The sequence below is a fragment of the Pseudomonas sp. NPDC090755 genome (assembly GCF_044769005.1).
Lineage (GTDB): Bacteria > Pseudomonadota > Gammaproteobacteria > Pseudomonadales > Pseudomonadaceae > Aquipseudomonas.
This window is the reverse complement of record NZ_JBIVXC010000018.1, coordinates 18,818-39,733: the sequence shown is the minus strand read 5'-3', so window position 1 is coordinate 39,733 and position 20,916 is coordinate 18,818. Positions and strand designations below refer to the sequence as shown.

Annotated in this window: 16 protein-coding genes; 4 read left to right on the top strand and 12 right to left on the bottom strand. The window is 61.6% G+C overall.

The features are described 5' to 3' along the window. Positions 1 to 168: 168 nt before the first annotated feature. The 10 genes from aceA to ACIQUS_RS21940 form a co-directional block, all read right to left on the bottom strand. Complete coding sequence (gene aceA / locus ACIQUS_RS21985; protein WP_285860814.1) at positions 169 to 1,494, bottom strand: isocitrate lyase; 1,326 nt, start codon at positions 1,492 to 1,494, stop codon at positions 169 to 171. 486 nt (positions 1,495 to 1,980) lie between these two features. Next, the gene (locus ACIQUS_RS21980) at positions 1,981 to 2,745 is read right to left on the bottom strand and encodes a secretin N-terminal domain-containing protein (protein WP_403051400.1); all 765 of its coding nucleotides are present in this window, start codon (positions 2,743 to 2,745) and stop codon (positions 1,981 to 1,983) included. Positions 2,746 to 2,872: 127 nt separating this feature from the next. Continuing rightward, positions 2,873 to 3,307 (bottom strand): GNAT family N-acetyltransferase, encoded by a 435-nt coding sequence (locus tag ACIQUS_RS21975; RefSeq protein ID WP_403051397.1) that lies wholly within the window; start codon positions 3,305 to 3,307, stop codon positions 2,873 to 2,875. Continuing rightward, positions 3,300 to 4,466: a JmjC domain-containing protein gene (locus ACIQUS_RS21970; protein ID WP_403051394.1), complete on the bottom strand. Its 1,167-nt coding sequence runs from the start codon at positions 4,464 to 4,466 to the stop codon at positions 3,300 to 3,302. The genes ACIQUS_RS21975 and ACIQUS_RS21970 overlap by 8 nt, the downstream gene beginning before the upstream one ends. 82 nt (positions 4,467 to 4,548) lie before the next feature. Next, the gene (gene purB, locus ACIQUS_RS21965) at positions 4,549 to 5,919 is read right to left on the bottom strand and encodes an adenylosuccinate lyase (RefSeq protein ID WP_403051391.1); all 1,371 of its coding nucleotides are present in this window, start codon (positions 5,917 to 5,919) and stop codon (positions 4,549 to 4,551) included. Between the two features lie 178 nt (positions 5,920 to 6,097). Continuing rightward, complete coding sequence (hflD, locus tag ACIQUS_RS21960) at positions 6,098 to 6,718, bottom strand: high frequency lysogenization protein HflD (protein ID WP_403051388.1); 621 nt, start codon at positions 6,716 to 6,718, stop codon at positions 6,098 to 6,100. After that, a complete protein-coding gene (gene mnmA / locus ACIQUS_RS21955; protein ID WP_403051385.1) occupies positions 6,718 to 7,839 on the bottom strand; it encodes a tRNA 2-thiouridine(34) synthase MnmA in 1,122 nt (373 codons plus the stop codon). Before mnmA ends, hflD begins: the two co-directional genes overlap by 1 nt. A gap of 70 nt (positions 7,840 to 7,909) precedes the next feature. Continuing rightward, on the bottom strand, positions 7,910 to 8,350 hold the full coding sequence (locus ACIQUS_RS21950) for an NUDIX hydrolase (RefSeq protein WP_403051382.1): 441 nt from the start codon (positions 8,348 to 8,350) through the stop codon (positions 7,910 to 7,912). Between the two features lie 131 nt (positions 8,351 to 8,481). Then, positions 8,482 to 13,092 carry an NEL-type E3 ubiquitin ligase domain-containing protein gene (locus tag ACIQUS_RS21945; protein ID WP_403051379.1) on the bottom strand — a complete coding sequence of 1,537 codons (4,611 nt, stop codon included), beginning with the start codon at positions 13,090 to 13,092 and terminating at the stop codon, positions 8,482 to 8,484. 87 nt (positions 13,093 to 13,179) lie between these two features. Then, positions 13,180 to 13,638: an Lrp/AsnC family transcriptional regulator gene (locus ACIQUS_RS21940; RefSeq protein ID WP_403051376.1), complete on the bottom strand. Its 459-nt coding sequence runs from the start codon at positions 13,636 to 13,638 to the stop codon at positions 13,180 to 13,182. A gap of 122 nt (positions 13,639 to 13,760) precedes the next feature. On the opposite strand from ACIQUS_RS21940, the gene ACIQUS_RS21935 reads away from it, so the two are divergent. Then, positions 13,761 to 14,867: a PLP-dependent cysteine synthase family protein gene (locus tag ACIQUS_RS21935; protein WP_403051373.1), complete on the top strand. Its 1,107-nt coding sequence runs from the start codon at positions 13,761 to 13,763 to the stop codon at positions 14,865 to 14,867. Then, a complete protein-coding gene (locus ACIQUS_RS21930; RefSeq protein WP_403051370.1) occupies positions 14,864 to 16,042 on the top strand; it encodes a trans-sulfuration enzyme family protein in 1,179 nt (392 codons plus the stop codon). The genes ACIQUS_RS21935 and ACIQUS_RS21930 overlap by 4 nt, the downstream gene beginning before the upstream one ends. Positions 16,043 to 16,114: 72 nt before the next feature. On the opposite strand, the gene ACIQUS_RS21925 is transcribed toward ACIQUS_RS21930, so the two are convergent. After that, positions 16,115 to 18,340: an NADP-dependent isocitrate dehydrogenase gene (locus ACIQUS_RS21925; protein ID WP_403051367.1), complete on the bottom strand. Its 2,226-nt coding sequence runs from the start codon at positions 18,338 to 18,340 to the stop codon at positions 16,115 to 16,117. 406 nt (positions 18,341 to 18,746) lie between these two features. Here ACIQUS_RS21925 and icd point away from each other — a divergent pair, with 406 nt between their 5' ends. Further along, entirely contained in the window at positions 18,747 to 20,003 is a 1,257-nt protein-coding gene (icd, locus tag ACIQUS_RS21920) for an NADP-dependent isocitrate dehydrogenase (protein ID WP_274118299.1), read from the top strand. Positions 20,004 to 20,065: 62 nt separating this feature from the next. On the opposite strand, the gene cspD is transcribed toward icd, so the two are convergent. Then, a complete protein-coding gene (gene cspD, locus ACIQUS_RS21915; protein WP_403051363.1) occupies positions 20,066 to 20,323 on the bottom strand; it encodes a cold shock domain-containing protein CspD in 258 nt (85 codons plus the stop codon). Between the two features lie 227 nt (positions 20,324 to 20,550). Between cspD and clpS the strand changes: the two genes are divergently transcribed. Next, positions 20,551 to 20,913, top strand: coding sequence for an ATP-dependent Clp protease adapter ClpS (clpS, locus tag ACIQUS_RS21910; protein ID WP_403051360.1), 363 nt, complete (start codon positions 20,551 to 20,553; stop codon positions 20,911 to 20,913). Positions 20,914 to 20,916 lie beyond the last annotated feature (3 nt).

Genomic DNA, 20,916 nt, shown 5'->3' with positions numbered 1-20,916 from the left:
ACTTATTTATTGGGGGGGGGGGCGCCCCCCCCCCCCCCCCCCCCCCCCCCCCCCCCCCCCCCCCCCCCCCCCCCCCCCCCCAACCGGGGGGGGTAAAAACAAAACCCGGGGCCCCATCACAGGCCCCGGGTCTTGTCTGCTACCCGAATTTCAGTTGCCGAACACCGATCAGTGGAACTGCTCTTCCTCGGTCGAGCCGGTCAGTGCGGTTACCGAAGACTTGCCACCCTGGATCACGGTGGTCATGTCATCGAAGTAGCCGGTGCCGACTTCCTGCTGGTGAGCCACGAAGGTGTAGCCTTTGGAGGCGTCAGCGAACTCCTGCTCTTGCAGTTTCACGTAGGCGGTCATGTCGTTGCGGGCGTAGTCGTGCGCCAGGTTGAACATGCCGTGCCACATGTTGTGGATACCGGCCAGGGTGATGAACTGGTGCTTGTAGCCCATGGCCGACAGTTCGCGCTGGAACTTGGCGATGGTCGCGTCGTCCAGGTTCTTCTTCCAGTTGAAGGAAGGCGAGCAGTTGTACGACAGGATCTGGTCTGGGTATTCCTTCTTGATCGCTTCGGCGAAGCGGCGGGCTTCGTCCAGGTCCGGCTTGGCGGTTTCGCACCAGATCAGGTCGGCGTAAGGAGCGTAGGCCAGGCCACGGGCGATGGCTTGATCCAGGCCGGCGCGGACCTTGTAGAAGCCTTCCGGGGTGCGGTCGCCGACCACGAACGGCTGGTCGTACGGGTCGCAGTCGCTGGTCAAGAGGTCAGCGGCGTTGGCGTCGGTACGGGCCAGGATGATGGTCGGTACGCCGGCAACGTCGGCTGCCAGACGAGCAGCAGTCAGCTTCTGTACGGCTTCCTGGGTTGGAACCAGTACCTTGCCGCCCATGTGGCCGCATTTTTTCACCGAGGCCAGCTGGTCTTCGAAGTGAACGCCGGCGGCGCCTGCTTCGATCATGTTCTTCATCAGCTCGTAGGCGTTCAGGACACCGCCGAAACCGGCTTCGGCGTCAGCCACGATTGGCGCGAAGTAGTCGACGTAGCCGTCATCGCCTGGGTTCTTGCCGGCTTTCCACTGGATCTGGTCGGCACGACGGAACGAGTTGTTGATGCGCTTGACCACGGTTGGAACCGAATCCACCGGGTACAGCGACTGGTCTGGGTACATGGACTCGGCCGAGTTGTTGTCGGCAGCCACTTGCCAGCCGGACAGGTAGATGGCCTGGATGCCGGCCTTGACCTGTTGAACAGCCTGGCCGCCGGTCAGGGCGCCCATGCAGTTGACGAAATCTTTCTCTGGACGGAAGGACGGGTGTGCGCCCTGGGTGACCAGCTTCCACAGCTTCTCGGCACCCATGCGGGCCAGGGTGTGCTCAGGCTGGACCGAGCCACGCAGACGTACGACATCAGCGGCGGTGTAGGTACGGGTCACGCCTTTCCAGCGCGGGTTTTCGGCCCAGTCTTTTTCGAGGGCTGCAATTTGCTGTTCGCGTGTCAGTGCCATGGAAATAAACCTCGTCGCATCGGTCTTGGAAAAATTCTCGCTCACACAGCGCAGATCAGAAGCCTGGCGTCAGTCATGTTCAGCGAAATGTGCGACGGTCGAACGATGGGGCTCGAAGAGGGGAAGTGAGCAGGTGGGCGAGGTTTTCGCTGCAGGGTGGCTCGTGGTTGCCGAACTGCAGTGAACAGTGCTGCCGGGTACCTTTTGATGCGCTTCCGTCCCTCGGGACAACTTCGTTCCAGTCGCAATCTCGTCAAACTGCCTTGTGGGCTGTACAGACACGAGTCGGCTCAGGTGGGTAGGTTAGAGCGCGGCTCGAAGGCCCTTGCCAGGGCCCCTGATTAGCGGGAGCGGGGCCATCATGCCTCGACGATTTGAGGTCGTCAAATGTTTTGTAGTGCTTTTTTCTTAACACTACATCTTTGGTCTAATACGACTCATCAGTCAGTTTCGATGCCGTTGGTCGAGGCCTTGATTTGCCTGGCTTCAGTCCAATGCGTCGACTTTTACCCGCAACGTCATGTTTTCACCGCGCTGGGTGCTGTAGGTGAGCGCCGAAGCACTGCGTTCGGACTGGCTCTGCTGGTTGACACCGGCCAGGGTGATCCATTCACCCAGCTTGCCGCTGACGGTTGTGTCGGTACTTTGTACCTTCACTACATCGGGACGTTCCTGGCTCATCCGGTCATTGTTGGTGCTGATATCCAGGTGGACGGTGTCGCCGGTGACGCTCGCGGTCACGTAAAAGCCCTGGGTGACGTTGCGGTACTCGGTGTCGCTCTGGATCCGCCCGAAGCCGTCGGTACTGGTGCTGGTGATCGGAATGCTCTGGCCGAACTGGACCAGGGCCGGTTTGCCCTCGCTGGCCTGAACCTGCTGCAGGCCGCCTTCGCGATTGGCGGTGCCGTAGTGGATGACGCGGGCAGTGCCGCGGTTGTCCTGGACGTTGCTGTCGTTGTTGTCGACGCTGATCAGCAGGCGCCGTGGTGCGGTGTCCAGCTGTTCGAGCAGGGCGCGCAGGCTGTCGATGCGCTCGGGCTCGGCATCGACGATCAACTTGTTCTCGAAGGCGCTGACGGTGCCGTTCTTGCCGAGGAAGGACTGGGCGGCGGGGAGGAGTTCGGCACTGGTGCGGTGGTTGAGCGGCAGGACTTCGGTGGCGGCCAGCGCACTCAGGCTGAACGACAGAAGCAGGGAGGCGAGCAGGGGGCGTAGCGGCATGTCCATGTTCTCCGCAGGTGGAGTAGACATGATGGCAAATTTGTAGCGGTTGTGGGAGCGATCCCTGTGGGAGCAGGCGAAGCCTGCGATAGCATCGGCGCGGTGTCAGTCACGGCGCGCTGTCAGTATCGCTGGCGATGCCAGCTCCCACCAGAAATCAGGCCAGCTCGCGCGACTCGCGAACCATGTCCACGTGCGGAATGCCCGCTTCGAGGAACTCTTCGCTGACCACCTTGAAACCAAGGCGCTCGTAGAACGGCGTGGCATGCACCTGGGCGCTGAGCATCTGCTGCTTGAGGTCGCGGTGCTGGGCTTCGTCGATCACCGCCTGCATCAGTGCATCACCGACCTTCAGGCCGCGCCAGTCCTTGAGCACCGATACCCGGCCGATCTGGCCATCGGGCAGCAGGCGGGCGGTGCCGATCGGGTAGTCACCCTCCAGGGCCAGGAAGTGCACGGCGTCGTTGTCGTCGGCATCCCACTCCAGCTCCGGCGGCACGCTTTGTTCGGCGATGAACACCGCTTCGCGAATGCGGCGGATGTCGGCGTTGTCTTTATGCCAATCGGCGAGGCGAACCCGAATCTTATTCATTGGCAAATCCCAGGCTTCCTTGTTTGACCAGTTCGCAGATCAAGGTAATGCCTTGATCGTTTTCAAGCCACTGTTCAAGGTTTTCGATATGCAACGCGTCGGCGGCGCAGATCAGCTTCAGCAGCTCGCGCAGGTCGCCCGGCAGCAGACGGCTCTGGCCGCTGGCGAACAGCAGCAGGTTATCGTCGACTTCCGACCAGGCCAGGCGTGCGCTCGGGTTGCGGATCAGGATCGCGCCTTCGGCCAGGCTCTCGATCAGGTCCGCTTCGTCCAGGGGTTCGCCGGCGACCAGTTCCGGGTAGCGTGGCTCGGTCATGAACTGGCCGAACCAGGTCAGCAGCAGGCGCTCGTCGCCCATGTGCTCGGTGAGCAGGTTCTTCAGGCGGTCCAGGGCGTCGTGCTGGATCTGGTGCGGGTCGCTGACCGGCTGGGCATCGGCGTCGCTGTAGCGCTCTTCGTCCGGCAGGAACTGGCTGAGGAAGTCGGTGAAGTGGGTCAGCACTTCGGCGGCGCTTGGTGCGCGGAAGCCCACCGAGTAGGTCAGGCAGTTGTCTTCGGCGACGCCGAAGTGGGCCAGGCGCGGCGGCAGGTAGAGCATGTCGCCCGGCTCCAGGGTCCACTCCTGGCTCTGCTCGAAGTCGGCCAGGATGCGCAGGTCAGCGTGTTCGATCAGGGCGCTGTCGCTGTCGCACATCTGGCCGATCTTCCAGTTGCGCTTGCCTTCGCCTTGCAGCAGGAACACGTCGTAGTTGTCGAAGTGTGGGCCGACGCTGCCACCAGGGGCGGCGAAGCTGATCATCACATCGTCGATACGCCAGCTGGGCAGGAAGCGGAAGTGCTCCAGCAGTTCGCCGACTTCCGGCACGAACTGGTCGACCGCCTGCACCAGCAGGGTCCAGTCGCGCTCGGGCAGGGTGCTGAAGGTGTCTTCCTCGAACGGGCCGCGACGCAGTTCCCAGGGGCGTTCGCCGTGCTCGATGACCAGGCGCGACTCGACTTCTTCTTCCAGGGCCAGGCCGGCCAGTTCGTCGGCGTCGATCGGGCTTTCGAAATCAGGGAAGGCCTGGCGCACCAGCAGGGGCTTCTTCTGCCAGTAGTCGCGCATGAATTCACGGGCAGTAAGGCCGCCCAACAGCTGCAGTGGAGTATCAGGATTCATGTGTAACCTATTGAAAAAAAGTAATTTTCTTTCGGTAATAAAAACGCCCGGCTAAGCCGGGCGTTTACGCGCAAGGCGTAGATCAGATGCGTTTGGCTTGAGCCGCAGCGTTACCGATGTAGTTCGCCGGGGTCAGCTTCTTCAGCTCGGCACGGGCCTCGGCTGGCATGTCCAGGCCATCGATGAAGGTCAGCAGCGCTTCTGGGCTGATGCCTTTGCCGCGGGTCAGCTCCTTGAGCTTCTCGTACGGGTTTTCGATGTCATAGCGGCGCATGACGGTCTGGATCGGCTCGGCCAGGACTTCCCAGCAAGCGTCCAGGTCCTGTGCGATGCGGGCTTCGTTGATTTCCAGCTTGCCGATGCCCTTGAGGCTGGCTTCGTAGGCAATCACGCTGTGGGCGAAGCCGACACCGAGGTTGCGCAGCACGGTGGAGTCGGTCAGGTCGCGCTGCCAGCGCGAGATCGGCAGCTTGCTGGCCAGGTGCTGGAACAGGGCGTTGGCGATACCCAGGTTGCCTTCGGAGTTCTCGAAGTCGATCGGGTTGACCTTGTGCGGCATGGTCGAGGAGCCGATTTCGCCGGCAACGGTGCGCTGCTTGAAGTAGCCCAGGGAGATGTAGCCCCAGATATCGCGGTCGAAATCGATCAGGATGGTGTTGAAGCGGGCGATCGCGTCGAACAGCTCGGCGATGTAGTCGTGCGGCTCGATCTGGGTGGTGTAGGGGTTGAACACCAGGCCCAGCTCGTCTTCGATGAAGGCGCGGGCGTTGGCTTCCCAGTCGATCTGCGGGTAGGCCGACAGGTGGGCGTTGTAGTTGCCCACGGCGCCGTTGATTTTACCCAGCAGCGGCACGGCAGAGACCTGGGCGATCTGGCGCTCCAGGCGGTAGACGACGTTGGCCAGTTCCTTGCCCAGGGTGGTCGGCGACGCTGGCTGACCGTGGGTGCGCGACAGCATCGGCACGTCGGCGTACTGGTGGGCCAGGGTGCGGATGGCGTCGGCGATCTGGCGCATCAGCGGCAGCAGCACGTCGTCACGGCCGGCACGCAGCATCAGGGCGTGGGACAGGTTGTTGATGTCCTCGCTGGTGCAGGCGAAGTGGATGAATTCACTCACCTTGGCCAGTTCCGGCAGCTTGGCGGCCTGCTCCTTGAGCAGGTACTCGATGGCCTTGACGTCGTGGTTGGTGGTGCGCTCGATTTCTTTCACGCGCTCGGCGTGCTCGAGGGCGAACTCATCGGCCAGGCCGTTGAGCAGGGCGTTGGCTTCGGCGGAAAACGCTGGCACTTCAGCGATTTGCGGATGAGCGGCCAGGCGCTGCAACCAGCGCACCTCGACCAGGGCGCGGAAACGGATCAGACCGTATTCGCTGAAAATAGGGCGCAGGGCCTGGGTTTTGCCGGCGTAGCGGCCGTCAACAGGGGAAACCGCAGTGAGCGAGGAAAGCTGCATGGGGCGTTCTCGGACAGTCAGGCTTTTAAGGGGGCGCATATCATACATGAAAAATGCGCCTGGGTCGGGTGGCTGACAAATGGTCTGCCGGTAAATATTTGGCTTTATCGCGGGGCAAGCCCGCTCCCACAGGTCGGAAGCAGCCTCTGTGGGAGCGGGCTTGCCCCGCGATGGCTTATCAGCCGCGCAACATCGGATACAGCTCTTTGAGCAGTTTGCGCCGGCTGAACACCAGCTGCCAGCGGTGCCCGCCCAGCTGGCGCCACAGGCGGGCGGCGCGAATGCCGGCCAGCAGCAGGGCGCGGATCTTCGAGGCGTTGCTCGGTTGCTGCAGGTGGCGCATGTCGCCATGGACCTGGATACGCTGGCGCAGGGTGCTCAGGGTGTCCTGGTACAGGGCGCCGCTGGAAGCGATGACGTTCTCATGCACCAGGCCGAAATGCTCGGCCTGGGACTGGATCTGCGGCAGGCGATTGCCAATGATGTCGAGCATGTCGCCACGCTTGGCCAGTTGGCGCTCCAGACCGAGCATCGACAGGGCATAGCGCAGCGGTTCACGCTGCAGGCTGCCCGGATCGCGCTCCAGGGCACTGGCCAGGGCGCGGTAGCCATCACGCAGGTTGAGGTCGTCGCCACCGAATACCTCCAGGGTATTCTGCGGGTCGCGCACCAGCAGGCTGCCGAGCATGCAGCCCAGGTTGGCTTCGCTGGCCTGGCCGGTGCGGGCGATGCGGTCGACCAATACGGCGGCCTGGAAGACACCGCCCAGGGCGATCAGTTGCTCCTGAGTCGAGCTCATCAACGGGCGCTCCACGGCTCGGCCGTCTCGATCACGCCGCCACCCAGGCAGATTTCGCCGTCGTAGAACACCACCGACTGGCCCGGGGTCACGGCGCGCTGGGGTTCGTCGAAGACAGCGCGGTAGCCGTGTTCGGTGCGTTCCAGGGTGCAGGTCTGGTCGCTCTGGCGGTAGCGGACCTTGGCGGTCAGCTGGCGCGGGCTGGCCAGGTCAATCGGATTGACCCAGAAAATGTCCGAGGCGAGCAGGGCGCGGGAGAACAGCCAGGGGTGTTCGTTACCCTGGCCAACCACCAGCACGTTACGCGACAGGTCTTTTTCCAGTACGTACCACGGCTCGTCACCGGCGTCCTTCAGGCCGCCGATTCCCAGGCCCTGGCGCTGGCCGATGGTGTGGTACATCAGGCCGTGGTGGCGGCCGATCACTTCGCCGTCAGTGGTCTGGATCTCGCCGGGCTGCGCCGGCAGGTACTGCTTGAGGAAATCGCTGAAGCGACGCTCGCCAATGAAGCAGATGCCGGTGGAATCCTTCTTCTTGGCCGTGGCCAGGCCGTGCTTCTCGGCAATGGCGCGGACTTCGGGTTTTTCCAGCTCGCCAACCGGGAACAGGGTGCGAGCGATTTCCTTGCCGCCGACAGCGTGCAGGAAGTAGCTCTGGTCCTTGTTCGGGTCCAGGCCCTTGAGCAGTTCGGTGCGGCCGTCGGTGTCGCGGCGGCGCACATAGTGGCCGGTGGCGATCAGGTCGGCGCCGAGCATCAGGGCGTAGTCGAGGAACGCCTTGAACTTGATCTCGCGGTTGCACAGGATGTCCGGATTCGGCGTGCGCCCGGCCTTGTACTCTTCGAGGAAATGCTCGAAGACGTGGTCCCAGTATTCGGCGGCGAAGTTGGCCGTGTGCAACTTGATGCCGATGCGGTCGCACACGGCCTGGGCATCGGCCAGGTCTTCGCGGGCGGTACAGTATTCGGTGCCGTCGTCCTCTTCCCAGTTCTTCATGAACAGGCCTTCCACCTGATAGCCCTGCTCCATCAGCAGGAGGGCGGAGACGGAAGAATCCACGCCGCCGGACATGCCGACGATTACGCGGGTCTTTGCGGGTTCGTAAGGGGCTGGACTGGTCATAGGTACCGGCTGTGTTTCTGGAAAAAGACAACGATTCTATCAGGCTGCGGCCGGCAAGGCATCGTCGCCGTCAGTCGCGGATCAGCGCCAGGCTGTGCAAGGGGCCGGCCAGGTAGTCATCTATGCAGCGTGGCACCAGTTCGCTGCGCCAGCGGGCAGGATCGGCCAGCAGTTCGTCGCGGCTCAGCCACACGGCGCGGACGATATCGCTGTCCAGGGCGCGTTCGGGGTGATGCTTGAGCGGACGGGCGGCGAAGCACACGCGTTGGTAGGTCACGCCATTGCTCGGGGCGGTATACAGGTAGATGCCGACGATGCCAGTCAGTTCAACGTCCCAGGCGGTTTCTTCAAGGGTTTCGCGGCGCGCGGCGTCGAGCAGGCTTTCGTTGGCTTCCAGATGGCCGGCGGGCTGGTTGAACACGTGTTGGCCGGCCTTGAACTCCTCGACCATGAGGAAGCGGCCCTGATCTTCGACGATCGTGGCGACGGTGATGTGGGGTTGCCAGGTCATAGGGGTGTTCCGGGTCTTGTGTGTGGCGGTCCCGACGCGGGCTTACCTGCCCTGCGCGGTGTGAAGCCAGCGAGCTTAACCGCTCTCGCTGGCAAGGGCACAGCCTCCAAGCCGTTGTGCAACGCTTTCGATCAGGTTCGTCGTGAGGGTCCGGGCTGCGGTTCGTTGGCCGGGTTCGCCTGGCTCAGCAGGATATCCCTGGTCAGGTCGAGCTCTGCCTGATCCACTAATCGCTGTAGTGCAGCATAGGCAGCACGGACTTGTTCGTCGTTCAAGCGCAGGTCTGGGAGCACTGTCTCCAGGGGACGCAATCGACCGCTGTTGACCAGCACCTGATGCAGATAGTGCTGTTCACCCTCATTCAGGGCTGGGGGTAGCTCATCGGCACTACTGATGGCATCCAGAAATTCACCGATGCGTTCTCGCCAGCAATGAATGGCCGCCAGGCGCGGGGCATGGGCATAGCGGAGATAACGCTGCCAGTAGGGCTGGGCAAGCAGGTAACCAGGCAGCAGGTTCGCCTGGTCGGCGAGTACGGCTGCCTCGCCGGCGTCGAGCATGGCTTGCGTGACCCATGTGGTGTAACTGGTATATACCTGGGTGACCGGCTGGTTGCGTAGCCCCAGACGGCTGGCAAGGGCGATGCGAAAGTACAGTTCCAGTTCGCTGTACTCAATGGCATGCCCGCGTTGTTGCCATGCCGTGACGTTACTGGCGACATGTTCGGCCAGGCGCAGTGCTCGCCAATGGCTGGTGCCCAGGGCGAGTAACGCAGCAGTGGCCGATTCGTCGGTGTGGTCTTGCAGGGCCCGATCGGCTTCGGCCAGGGTTTCGAGTTTAGAGAACACCAAGGCATCACGGTCAGCGCAGGTGACCGCTTCGCCAGCGGCTTCGTACAGCGCGTCTCGCAGCTGTATGGACAGTGCGCCACGAATGACCGCCTGTAGCCGTTGCAGCATGACCGCACCGATGTCGCGTGCCTGCCTGGACCTGTGGATGCGCAGCAGCAGACTGAAGAACTCGACACGTGCCGGTTGTGTGCCGCTGATCAGTTGTGACGCCTGATCGCGTTCCGTGGTGGACATGCCCACCAGCAGCGTCTCCATACGCGTTTGCCAGCTAGGTTCAGGGGTGATGGGACGCTCCTCGGATTCCTCGGCGCTGGTGTGACCATCACTTTCGCTTTCACTGTCCAGTTCATCGATGACCACGCCGGCTGCCTGGCGCTCCCGCAAGAAGCGTGCGCGCACCGGCTCGGGCAGTAATCCCCAGGGCATTCGCAGGCCGTGTATGGCGCCCGCTCCTACGGGCACATCGTTGATTGCGGTGCGCCTGAGGTTGACGCAGTGAATCCTGGGTAGTCGTTCAAGACCAACAGGCCACTGTGTGAGTGCTGTCAGTCCACCGGACAGGTCAAGCTCTTCCAGGGCCAGCATTCTGCTGACGTCCGGCGCCAGGTCCAGCGGGTTGTCTGCCAGGTTCAGGCGGCGCAGGCTTACAAGGCCCGCCAGGTCCTGGATGTCCTGGGGCGTTAACGTGATGTGATTGGAACTGAGCTCCAGGGTATGCAGCAGTGGCAAGCTGGCCAGTCGGGCAAATACGCCGGGCCCGAACTGGGTGGACGATCCGCTTATCTCCAGGCTGCGCAAGGTTTGCACGGCGCAAATGTAGGCCATTTCATCGGCAGTCCAGTTGTTGAGGGTTTCTATGTCATTGAGCGAGAGATGTTCCAGGCGTGGCAAGCTGGCCAGTGGGGTGAGGGCGCCAGGTGTAAGCCGAGTCTGCGACAGCTCCAGGCGGTGTAGCCGTTGCAGCCCACCAACGTTAGGGGGCAGGGCTTGCAGGGGTAGATTGCTCAGATCAAGTACTTGCAGGTTCGGCAGGTTGCTCAGGAGCGCCTCCGGCACTTGGGTAATCTGTAGGTTGCGCACAATCAGCTGGTTGACCGCAGGCAGCTGCACGGGCAAAGGCGGCAGTTCATCCAGTAATTCATCGTCCAGGCGCACTGAATGCTGGCGCAGGGCGATACGTGCCTCCCATCCGGCCAGCAAGGTGCGGGTGGCTCGTCGGCGGGCGTGTCGAGCGTTTTCCGCAGTCGCCTGGGCTACCCAGTTATCAAAGGTTTCATGAAGCAGGACGCGTTCATCTTCCAGTTGCCGGGTCAGTTCGCTGATGGACACATCGCGGCGAATAAGCTCTGCGATGAAGTCATCGACAATCCTGGTTCGGGGCGTGAAGGCGTATGTTGACTCTGCAAAACTGAGCAGTCGCCGAAGGCGGTACTGAATCGGCTCCTGGTCCAATAGCCGGTCGCTGGCCAGGGCATTGGGGGCTCGATAAGCAGCCTCGGTCGCCGGGGCAACCAGCCAGCGTCGGCGAACGGGCAAGTCGAGCAGCAGGGCTGCACGCATCGGGCGCGTGGTAGCCAGTTCCCGCAATCGCTGGTGTAAGCGCTCTGGCTCGTTCTGGCCAAAGCCAAGCAGGGTGAGCTGGTGACTGCTCAAGGCATACAGCAGGCTGCGATAGAAGCCGTACTCGCTTCTATCCTGTGCGAGCAGAACTTGATCGCCTACGGTGTACCAGCCTTCGTCCTCGTCCAGGTAGATTGAGGTGGTATCGACGTCGGTGGCGCCCAGGCTGGCCAGAGGCAGTCCGAAACGTCCTCCGTCGCGCAGCAGCAGTGATGTTCCTGGAGGCCAGCCAGGCAGAAACTCCAACAGCCGCACAGCCAGGATCCAGGTGTCCTGGTGATCGCTATAGGGCTGCATCAATCCGTCCAGCGCCTGTGCCAGTCGCCCTCGGTCAGCTTCCTCCAGGGCTTGTTCGAGCGCAGGCTCAGGCAGAGGTGCGCCCATGCTCAGTTCATTGGCGATATAGTGTCGATTATGATCAAGAAACTGCTGGGCCATGAGCAGGGGCATGTCCGGAAAGCGGCGACGCAGCTCCTGGACAGTGACGTCAGGGACAATCTGGGCCAGCTCAAAGCGATGCTCGATGATGCTGCTGCTCAGTCGTGCAAACCAGCGGGTGAACAGATCGGCGGGCGGCGCGTTGCAGCTCGTATCACATTGCTCTTGGGGCACAGGGGGTGGGGTTGGATCGTCTGCGGCACGTCGAATCCTGCGCGCTTTGACGACCTCACGAAAAGACATGACTACTGGCGTCTCGTAGCCGGCCGGCAAGGGTTTCCCCAGTTTCAGCAGGTCAACAGCCAGCGCGGCCTCATTGCGCGCTCGTTCACGGGCAAGGGCATACTGGAGCAGGGCTGGCGCAGGTTGGTCGAGCTGATAGACACGGCGCAACTGTGCATTGGTCACGCCACTGACCCGTGCCAGCAGTAGCAAGCGCTCGTCGCTGATATCACGGGTCAGGGGCCCCAGCCTTCGTAACAGCGCCAATCGTCCCCAGCACTCCGGTTGCTCCAGGCAGTGATGCCAGGCGCCGGCGCCATTGTGATAGAGCGTGGGGGTGAAGGCCTGGGCATCATTCGGCATATGGATGCGCCAACGGCCCTGAGCATCTTCGCGAACCTGGTAGAACGCGTCATTGATGCGAATGGCCTTTTCGCTTCCCACGTGGTGAAGGCCGCGGGCATCCGGCTCACCGGCATCGCCGGCAAGGTGCCACTGGTAGGCGCTCAGGTCGGCGCGCCAGCGTATATTCACTTGGTTCGACAGTTTCACGGGATGCAGCGGGGTGACCCAATCGGAGGGGGGGAGACCTTCCTCTTCTTCACCCGAGCGGATACCGACGCCGGCCCCGACCATCAAGTGTTCCTCGATCATTGACGCGAAGCTGGCGTCAAGATTGTTCAGTGCCTGGGCCTGAGCATCGTTTTCCGGAAGCAGGTAGCTGGCGTCGTCCAGCAGTCGCTTGGTCATTCGCTCTGACACGTAGGGGCGTAACCCTTGAGCCAGGGGGATGCAGGCCATTGGCAGGGCGAGCAGGCCATCAGGGTCACGCCATTTGGCGAACACCCATTGTTGCTGCGACAAGGGGATGAAGCGGCGCATGAAGGCCTGAAAATCAGGGCGCTGCCAGTCACGCCGAAGGCTGGCGAAAAAGGCCGTGCGCCCCTTGTACTGCTTGAGTGGATGCCGGGGGTGGCCCGGCACATAGGCAATGCAGGGGGCATCGTCCAAGTCCGGACCGAAAACGATGATCTGGTCAAGATCGACTGCGGCGCCCAGGCGAAGTGCTGAAACTTGCGTCAGCATGGCGTTGACCACAGGGCCCTTTTGATCGAATTCAGGGGAGCCGGAATCAAAGGCTTCCAGTATCCACTTGAGGATTGTCCTACCCTCTTTGCCCACATCGCCCTTGATGGTGGCGATGGTCGCTTCTTCGCGTAGTGTCGCCAGGTAGGCTTGCTGCTTGGCGGTGCATAGCGCTGTCGATTCGACCAAGGGTTTGAGGTAGTGCCGGTAGCTTCGGTCTGTGTGCTCTTGATAACCGGGGCTTAACTGCAAATCTTCGTTGATATTGAGAAAATCTGCGGGTGTGAAGGTCGCGCGAACGGCTGTCGATAAGCTGCTCCTGGCAAAGTCGTACAAGCTCAGGAGTGTGGAAAAGGCTTGCATGGCTTGCGCGCGAGCCTGGCGCCCGGCTTTTTGGTGTTCCTGCAGGCGTCGGCGTTGTTCGGCGGTCGCGCGTTGCAACCAGGCAGGCTCTTCCTGGGTTTCGAGCGGTGAGAACAGGGTGTCGAAATGACGAACGATGGGGTCGGGCTGGGTGTTGGGCATGATGGGCCTTCCGGTTGTGTAGGGAAGGCTCATTGCAGCGCGGGGTGCTGGCTGTCGGGCACTACATATTGCTGGTGACGCCCCCTGTCAGCGCCGCACCGGAAACGCCGTGGTGTACTTGATCTGCTCCATGGCAAAGCTGGAGGTAATGTTCGACAGGCCTTCGGTGCTGGTGATCAGTTTCTTGTAGAAGCGGTCGTAGGCGGCGATGTCGCTGACCACCACGCGCAGCATGTAGTCCCATTCGCCGGACATGCGGTAGAACTCCATCACTTCCTCAAAACCGGTCACGGTCTCGGCGAATTGCTGCAGCCAGGCATTGTCGTGGCGCAGGGTCTTGAGCTGGACGAACACTGACAGGCCCAGGCCCAGCAACGTGGGGTCCAGCAATGCTACCCGGCCGCGGATGTAGCCTTCGTCCTCCAGGCGCTTGACCCGCTTCCAGCAAGGGGTGGTGGTGAGGTTGACCGCTTCGGCCAGGTCCTTGAGCGAGATCGAGGCATCGCGTTGCAGCAGGCTGAGAATATGCTGATCGAAACTGTCCATGCTCTTTGTATGTCATTGCGTAGAAAAATTTTCTCTATTTTAAGGTTAGAAGTAGAAAGAAGAGAAATTCATTTTTCACCTGGCTGGTAGGCTTTTCCTTAATATTCAGCGTGGAGCGCATCGTGAACGCCAGCCTTATCGTCAGCCCGCCAGTCAGTCTGTTTCAACCTGTAGCGTCGCGTTCTGCTGGTCACGGCTGGTTGCGCAGCGCCGTCGATCTACTGCTGGCCGACCAGCGCCGCAGTGGAGAAACGCCCCTGTACAAACTGTCGATACCCGCGCTCGATGGCGTTGATATCTACCTCAAGGACGAGAGCCTTCACCCCACGGGCAGCCTCAAGCACCGGTTGGCCCGCTCGCTGTTCCTGCAAGCCATTTGTAGCGGCCAGGTGCGCGAGGGCACCCCGGTGGTGGAGGCGTCCTCGGGCAGTACTGCGGTGTCCGAGGCGTACTTTGCCCGTTTGCTGGGCCTGCCGTTCACTGCGGTGATGCCCCGTGGCACGGCGCGCTGCAAGATCGACCAGGTCCGGCGTCTGGGTGGGGATTGTCATTTCACCGACCACCCGGCCCAGGTTCAGGCCGAGGCGCGTCGCCTGGCGCTGGCCTGCGGTGGCCATTTCATGGATCAGTTCACCCAGGCCGAACGGGTAACCGACTGGCGCGGCAACAACATCGCCGCCAGTTTGTTCGAGCAGATGCGCGATGAAGCCCACCCGGTACCGGAGGCCATCGTGGTCAGTGCGGGTACCGGTGGCACTGCCTCGACCATCGGACGCTACTTGCGTTATCAGGGGTATAGCAGCCGCCTGGTGGTGGCCGATCCCGAGTTTTCGGCCTTTTACGACAGCTATCGTCAGGGCGACCGCAGCCTGACCTGTGCCCGTGGCAGTCGCATCGAAGGCATTGGCCGTCCGCAAGTGGAGGCGTCTTTCCTGCCGGAAGTGGTCGACGACATGATCAAAGTGCCCGATGCCGCGAGCATCGCCACGCTCCACTGGCTGGAACAGACACAGGGCAAGAAAGCCGGCGGCTCTACCGGCACCAATCTCTGGGCAACCCTGCAGCTGGCCATCGCCATGCGTGAGGCAGGGCAGCGAGGCTCGCTGGTCACGCTGATGTGTGATAGCGGCGAGCGCTACCTGGACACTTATTACAATCAAGAATGGGTTGCCGAACACATCGGCGGCCTGAGCGCATACACTGCGCAGCTACGCCCCTTCCTTTCGTGAGTCAGGCCATGTCCGACAGCAAGAACAGTTTCGCAACCCGCACCATCCATGCCGGCGAGCAATCGGCCTGCGCCGACAACGCTATCTTTCCGGCCATCTATACCGCCAGCTCCTTTGCCAAGCGTGGTCTGGACGATCAGCCCGAGTACGCCTACAGCCGGGTGAGCAACCCGACCCGCCACGCCTACGAGAGCTGCGTGGCAGCCCTTGAAGAGGGGTGTGGAGCGCTGGCCTGCGCCTCGGGCGTGGCCGCCACCGCCACAGTGCTGGAACTGCTGCCCAAGGACTCCCATGTGGTGGTGATGAGCGGGGTGTATGGCGGTACCTTCCGGCTGCTGGAAGATTACCGCAGCCGTACCTCGGGCCTTACCACCAGCTATGTCGATCTCAACGACCTGCAGGCGGTCGCGGCGGCCATCCAGGAAAACACCCGGCTGATCTGGATCGAATCGCCGACCAACCCCTTGCTGGAGTTGGTCGACATCCGTGCGTTGTGCGAGCTGGCGCGTGAGCGCGGCATCCTCACCTGCATCGACAACACCTTCTGCTCGCCCTGGAACCAGCAGCCCATCACCCTGGGGGTGGATCTGGTCATGCATTCGGCGAGCAAGTACATCGGCGGCCACTCGGACCTGACCGGTGGCGTGGTGGTGGCGGCTAACGAGGAACTGCTGGGGCGCCTGCGCAAGATCGGCATGGCCGTGGGGGCGATCCAGGGGCCATTCGACTGCTACCTGGCCCTGCGTGGCCTGAAGACGCTCGACGTGCGCATGGAGCGTCAGTGCGCCAATGCGCTCAAGGTCGCCAGCTTCCTGGAAAGCCATCCACAGGTGGAACAGGTCTACTATCCGGGGCTGCCGAGTCATCCGCAGCATGAGCTGTGCAAACGGCAGATGCGTGCAGGCGGCGCGGTCGTGGCGATGAAGATCAAGGGTGACCGGGCCACCGTCAATCGGTTGGTCAAGCAGCTGGAGATTTTCGTGCTGGCCGACTCGCTCGGTGGGGTGGAGAGCATGATCAACCACTCCTACAGCATGTCGCACAATTCCCTCAGCCATGAGCAGAAAGCCGCCATGGGCATTGGCGAGAACCTGCTGCGGCTGTCGATGGGCATCGAGGATCATCGCGACCTGATCGCCGACCTCGACAACGCCCTGCGGGTGGCGGCGGGCTGAGCGCCACCGAACGCCTGAAAAGCAAAAGCCCCGGTGCGTGGCCGGGGCTTCTGTTGTTACCTCAAGCGAACCTTACAGGGCGGCAATCGCGCTGTTGAAGGTCTGGCTTGGGCGCATCACCTTGCTGGTCAGCTCGGCATCGGGGAAGTAGTACCCACCGATTTCCGCCGGCTTGCCCTGGACTGCGTTGAGCTCGGCGACGATGGTCGCTTCGTTCTCGGTCAGGGCCTTGGCCAGTGGTGCGAAGCGCGCCTGCAGGGCAACGTCGTCGGTCTGTGCAGCCAGTGCCTGGGCCCAGTACAGGGTCAGGTAGAAATGGCTGCCACGGTTGTCGATGCCGCCCACTTTGCGCGCAGGGGACTTGTTGGTGTCCAGGAACTGGCCGGTGGCCTGGTCCAGGGTTGCCGCCAGTACCTTGGCTTTCGGGTTGGCGTAGGCGGTGCCCAGGTGCTCCAGGGAAGCGGCCAGGGCCAGGAATTCGCCCAGCGAGTCCCAGCGCAGGAAGTTTTCTTCAACCAGCTGCTGTACGTGCTTCGGTGCCGAACCGCCGGCGCCGGTCTCGAACAGGCCGCCGTTGTTCATCAGCGGAACGATCGACAGCATCTTGGCGCTGGTGCCCAGCTCCATGATCGGGAACAGGTCGGTCAGGTAGTCACGCAGCACGTTGCCGGTGACCGAGATGGTGTCCTTGCCTTCGCGGATGCGCTGCAGGGAAACCTTCATGGCCTCGACAGGCGACAGGACGCGGATGTCCAGGCCAGCGGTGTCGTGGTCTTTGAGGTACTTCTGGACCTTCTCGATCAGCACGCCGTCGTGGGCGCGTTGCGGGTCGAGCCAGAACACCGCCGGGGTGGCGCTGGCACGAGCGCGGTTGACGGCCAGTTTGACCCAGTCCTGGATCGGCGCGTCCTTGGTCTGGCACATGCGGAAGATGTCGCCGGCTTCGACATTCTGTTCCAGCAGCAGGTTGCCCTTGCCGTCGAGGACGCGGATCACGCCATCGGCCTTGGCCTGGAAGGTCTTGTCGTGGGAGCCGTACTCTTCGGCTTTCTGAGCCATCAGGCCAACGTTCGGCACGCTGCCCATGGTGGTCGGGTCGAAGGCGCCGTGTTGCTTGCAGTCTTCGATCACGGCCTGGTAGATGGTTGCGTAGCAACGATCCGGGATAACGGCCTTGGTGTCTTGCAGCTGGCCTTCGGTGTTCCACATCTTGCCCGAGTCACGGATCATCGCCGGCATCGAAGCGTCGACGATGACGTCGCTCGGTACGTGCAGGTTGGTGATGCCCTTGTCGGAGTTGACCATGGCCAGTGCCGGACGCACATCGTAGACAGCCTTGACGTCCGCTTCGATCTGCGCCTGCTGGTCGGCTGGCAGGTCCTTGATGCGGGCGTACAGGTCGCCGATGCCGTTGTTCAGGTTGAAGCCGACCTGGGCCAGTACGTCGGCGTGCTTGGTCAGCGCGTCCTTGTAGTACTCGGCGACGATCTGGCCGAACATGATCGGGTCGGACACCTTCATCATGGTGGCTTTCAGGTGGACCGACAGCAGTACGCCGCTGGCCTTGGCGTCTTCGATCTCGGCGGCGATGAAGCTGCGCAGCGCCTTGGTGCTCATCACGGCGCAGTCGATGATCTCGCCGGCCTTGACTGCGGTTTTTTCTTTCAGAACGGTGGTGGTGCCGTTCTTGTCGGTCATTTCGATGCGCAGAATGTCATCGGCTTCGATCAGTGCGGCTTTCTCGCTGCCGTAGAAGTCGCCCTGGCTCATGTGGGCCACGTGGGACTTGGAGTCGGCAGCCCAGGCGCCCATCTTGTGCGGGTGTTTGCGCGCGTAGTTCTTGACCGACAGCGGGGCGCGGCGGTCGGAGTTGCCTTCACGCAGGACCGGGTTTACCGCGCTGCCCTTGATGCGGTCGTAGCGAGCGCGGGCTTCTTTCTCGGCGTCGGTGGTGGCGGTGTCCGGGTAGTCTGGAACATTGAAGCCCTTGGCTTGCAGTTCCTTGATCGCGGCCTTGAGCTGCGGTACCGAGGCGCTGATGTTCGGCAGCTTGATGATGTTGGCTTCTGGCGTGGTCGCCAGTTGGCCCAGTTCTGCCAGGTGGTCGGCCACTTGCTTGTCGGCGCCGAGCTGTTCAGGGAAGGCAGAAAGGATACGGCCGGCCAGAGAGATGTCCCGGGTTTCTACGGCGATGTCGGCGGAAGCGGTGAAGGCTTCGATGACGGGGAGCAGTGAATAGGTGGCGAGGGCGGGGGCTTCGTCGGTGAAGGTGTAGATGATCTTGGATCGGGTGGGCATATTCGGGTTAACTCTCTGTTTTGCTGAGCGTGCGCAGAATCTCGAAGTGCGCAGGGTAGGCGCTTCGCCCGGACACATCCATAAGCAGAAGGTCGAGGGTTCTGTGCGGTGATGGTGGATTGCATCAGTCGAGTGTCAAGCGGCTGAACTGCGGTAACAGCCCAGTCAGGTCGGGGTTACGTGTCAGACGGTTCGCCCCAGTGACCCTTTGGTCACCGCCGGAGTATACCAAAACCTTGGTCGTAATCATCAAGGTCAACGTGTAACAGCGGCTTTTTTAGACCAAAGACGTAGGCATCAGTGCCCCATTTCGGGGCATTTGCGCCCAAGGTTCCCGTTGCCGTGCAACTGGGTTACGCTCAGGGGATCCAGATGACGTACCACACCAAAAAAAACGGAGTGCAGCATGGGATACCAGAAAATCAAGGTTCCGGCAGTCGGCGACAAAATCACCGTCAATGCGGACCATTCTCTCAATGTTCCTGATAATCCGATCATCCCGTTCATCGAAGGCGACGGCATTGGCGTCGACGTCAGTCCCGTCATGATCAAAGTGGTGGATGCTGCTGTAGAAAAAGCCTATGGGGGCAAGCGCAAGATTTCCTGGATGGAAGTCTATGCCGGTGAGAAGGCCACCCAGGTCTATGACCAGGACACCTGGCTGCCACAGGAAACCCTGGATGCGGTGAAAGATTACGTCGTCTCCATCAAAGGGCCGCTGACCACCCCGGTCGGTGGCGGTATCCGTTCGCTCAACGTGGCCCTGCGCCAGCAGCTGGACCTGTACGTGTGCCTGCGTCCGGTGGTGTGGTTCGATGGCGTGCCTAGCCCGGTGAAAAAACCGGGTGACGTCGACATGGTGATCTTCCGTGAGAACTCCGAAGACATCTATGCCGGTATCGAATGGAAAGCAGGCTCGCCTGAAGCCAACAAAGTCATCAAGTTCCTGAAAGAAGAAATGGGTGTCACCAAGATCCGTTTCGACCAGGACTGCGGTATCGGCATCAAGCCGGTATCCAAGGAGGGCACCCAGCGCCTGGTGCGCAAGGCCCTGCAGTACGTCGTGGACAATGATCGCAAGTCGCTGACCATCGTGCACAAAGGCAACATCATGAAGTTCACCGAAGGTGCCTTCAAGGACTGGGGCTACGAGGTGGCGAAGAACGAATTCGGTGCCGAGCTGCTCGATGGCGGCCCGTGGATGAAGTTCAAGAACCCGAAAACCGGTCGTGAAGTCATCGTCAAGGATGCCATCGCCGACGCCATGCTCCAGCAGATCCTGCTGCGCCCGGCCGAATACGATGTGATCGCCACCCTGAACCTCAACGGTGACTACCTCTCCGATGCGCTGGCGGCGGAAGTGGGTGGCATTGGTATCGCCCCGGGCGCGAACCTGTCCGACACCGTGGCCATGTTCGAGGCCACCCACGGCACCGCGCCCAAGTACGCGGGCAAGGACCAGGTCAATCCGGGTTCGGTGATCCTTTCGGCCGAGATGATGCTGCGCCACCTGGGCTGGACCGAGGCGGCCGACCTGATCATCAAGGGCACCAACGGCGCCATCAAGGCCAAGACCGTGACCTACGACTTCGAGCGCCTGATGGAAGGCGCCACCCTGGTCAGCAGCTCCGGTTTCGGTGAGGCGTTGATCAAGCACATGTAAGGCGGGCAAACAAAAGCCGGTCCGTTCGCAAGAACGGGCCGGCTTTTTATTGGCTCAAGCGGTTAAACGTTTGCGGAGCTGGCAGCGGGTGCGGCAGCAGGTGCGGCAGCGCTTGCGGTGGCAGAACTGATATTGACCGCATGGTGGCCCTTGGGGCCCTGGACAATGTCGAAGGTGACGGCCTGGCCGGCTTTCAGCGTCTTGTAGCCGTCCATCTGGATGGCAGAGTAGTGGGCGAAGAGGTCATCGGTTTTGCCGTCCTCATTGATGAATCCATAGCCTTTGGCATTGTTGAACCACTTGACTTTACCGCTTGCCATCCTCATATCCCTCTGCAAAGGACTCCATCACTGGAGTATCATCCACTCCATCCGCATATGAACCTGCGAAAATTCTGGTTGACTGCGCGGATCTTTATCGACCACGGTGGGTTCTTATTGGTTGTAACACCGTTTTGCCGATAGTCAAGGTCGGGCGACAGTCGTTTAAACGCCGGCTCTGCGGTCAACCCACAACCTTAACCTGTCGAAATGATGAAATTCTTTCCATGCATGCACATAGCCAGATTCGACTAACATTCAATCAGGATCGCCCGCAATCGCATGAGGACGATGGTTCCGGCCTGGCGGTACAGGAGGCCAAACCTACGCTGCAGGCGCCACCGATGTACAAGGTGGTTTTGTTCAATGATGACTACACACCGATGGATTTCGTCGTCGAAGTGCTCGAGGTGTTTTTCAACCTTAACCGTGAGCTGGCGACCAAAGTCATGCTGGCCGTCCATACAGAAGGGCGGGCAGTGTGCGGATTGTTTACCCGCGACATCGCCGAAACCAAGGCTATGCAGGTCAACCAATACGCCAGGGAAAGCCAGCATCCGCTACTCTGTGAAATCGAGAAGGACGGTTAATCG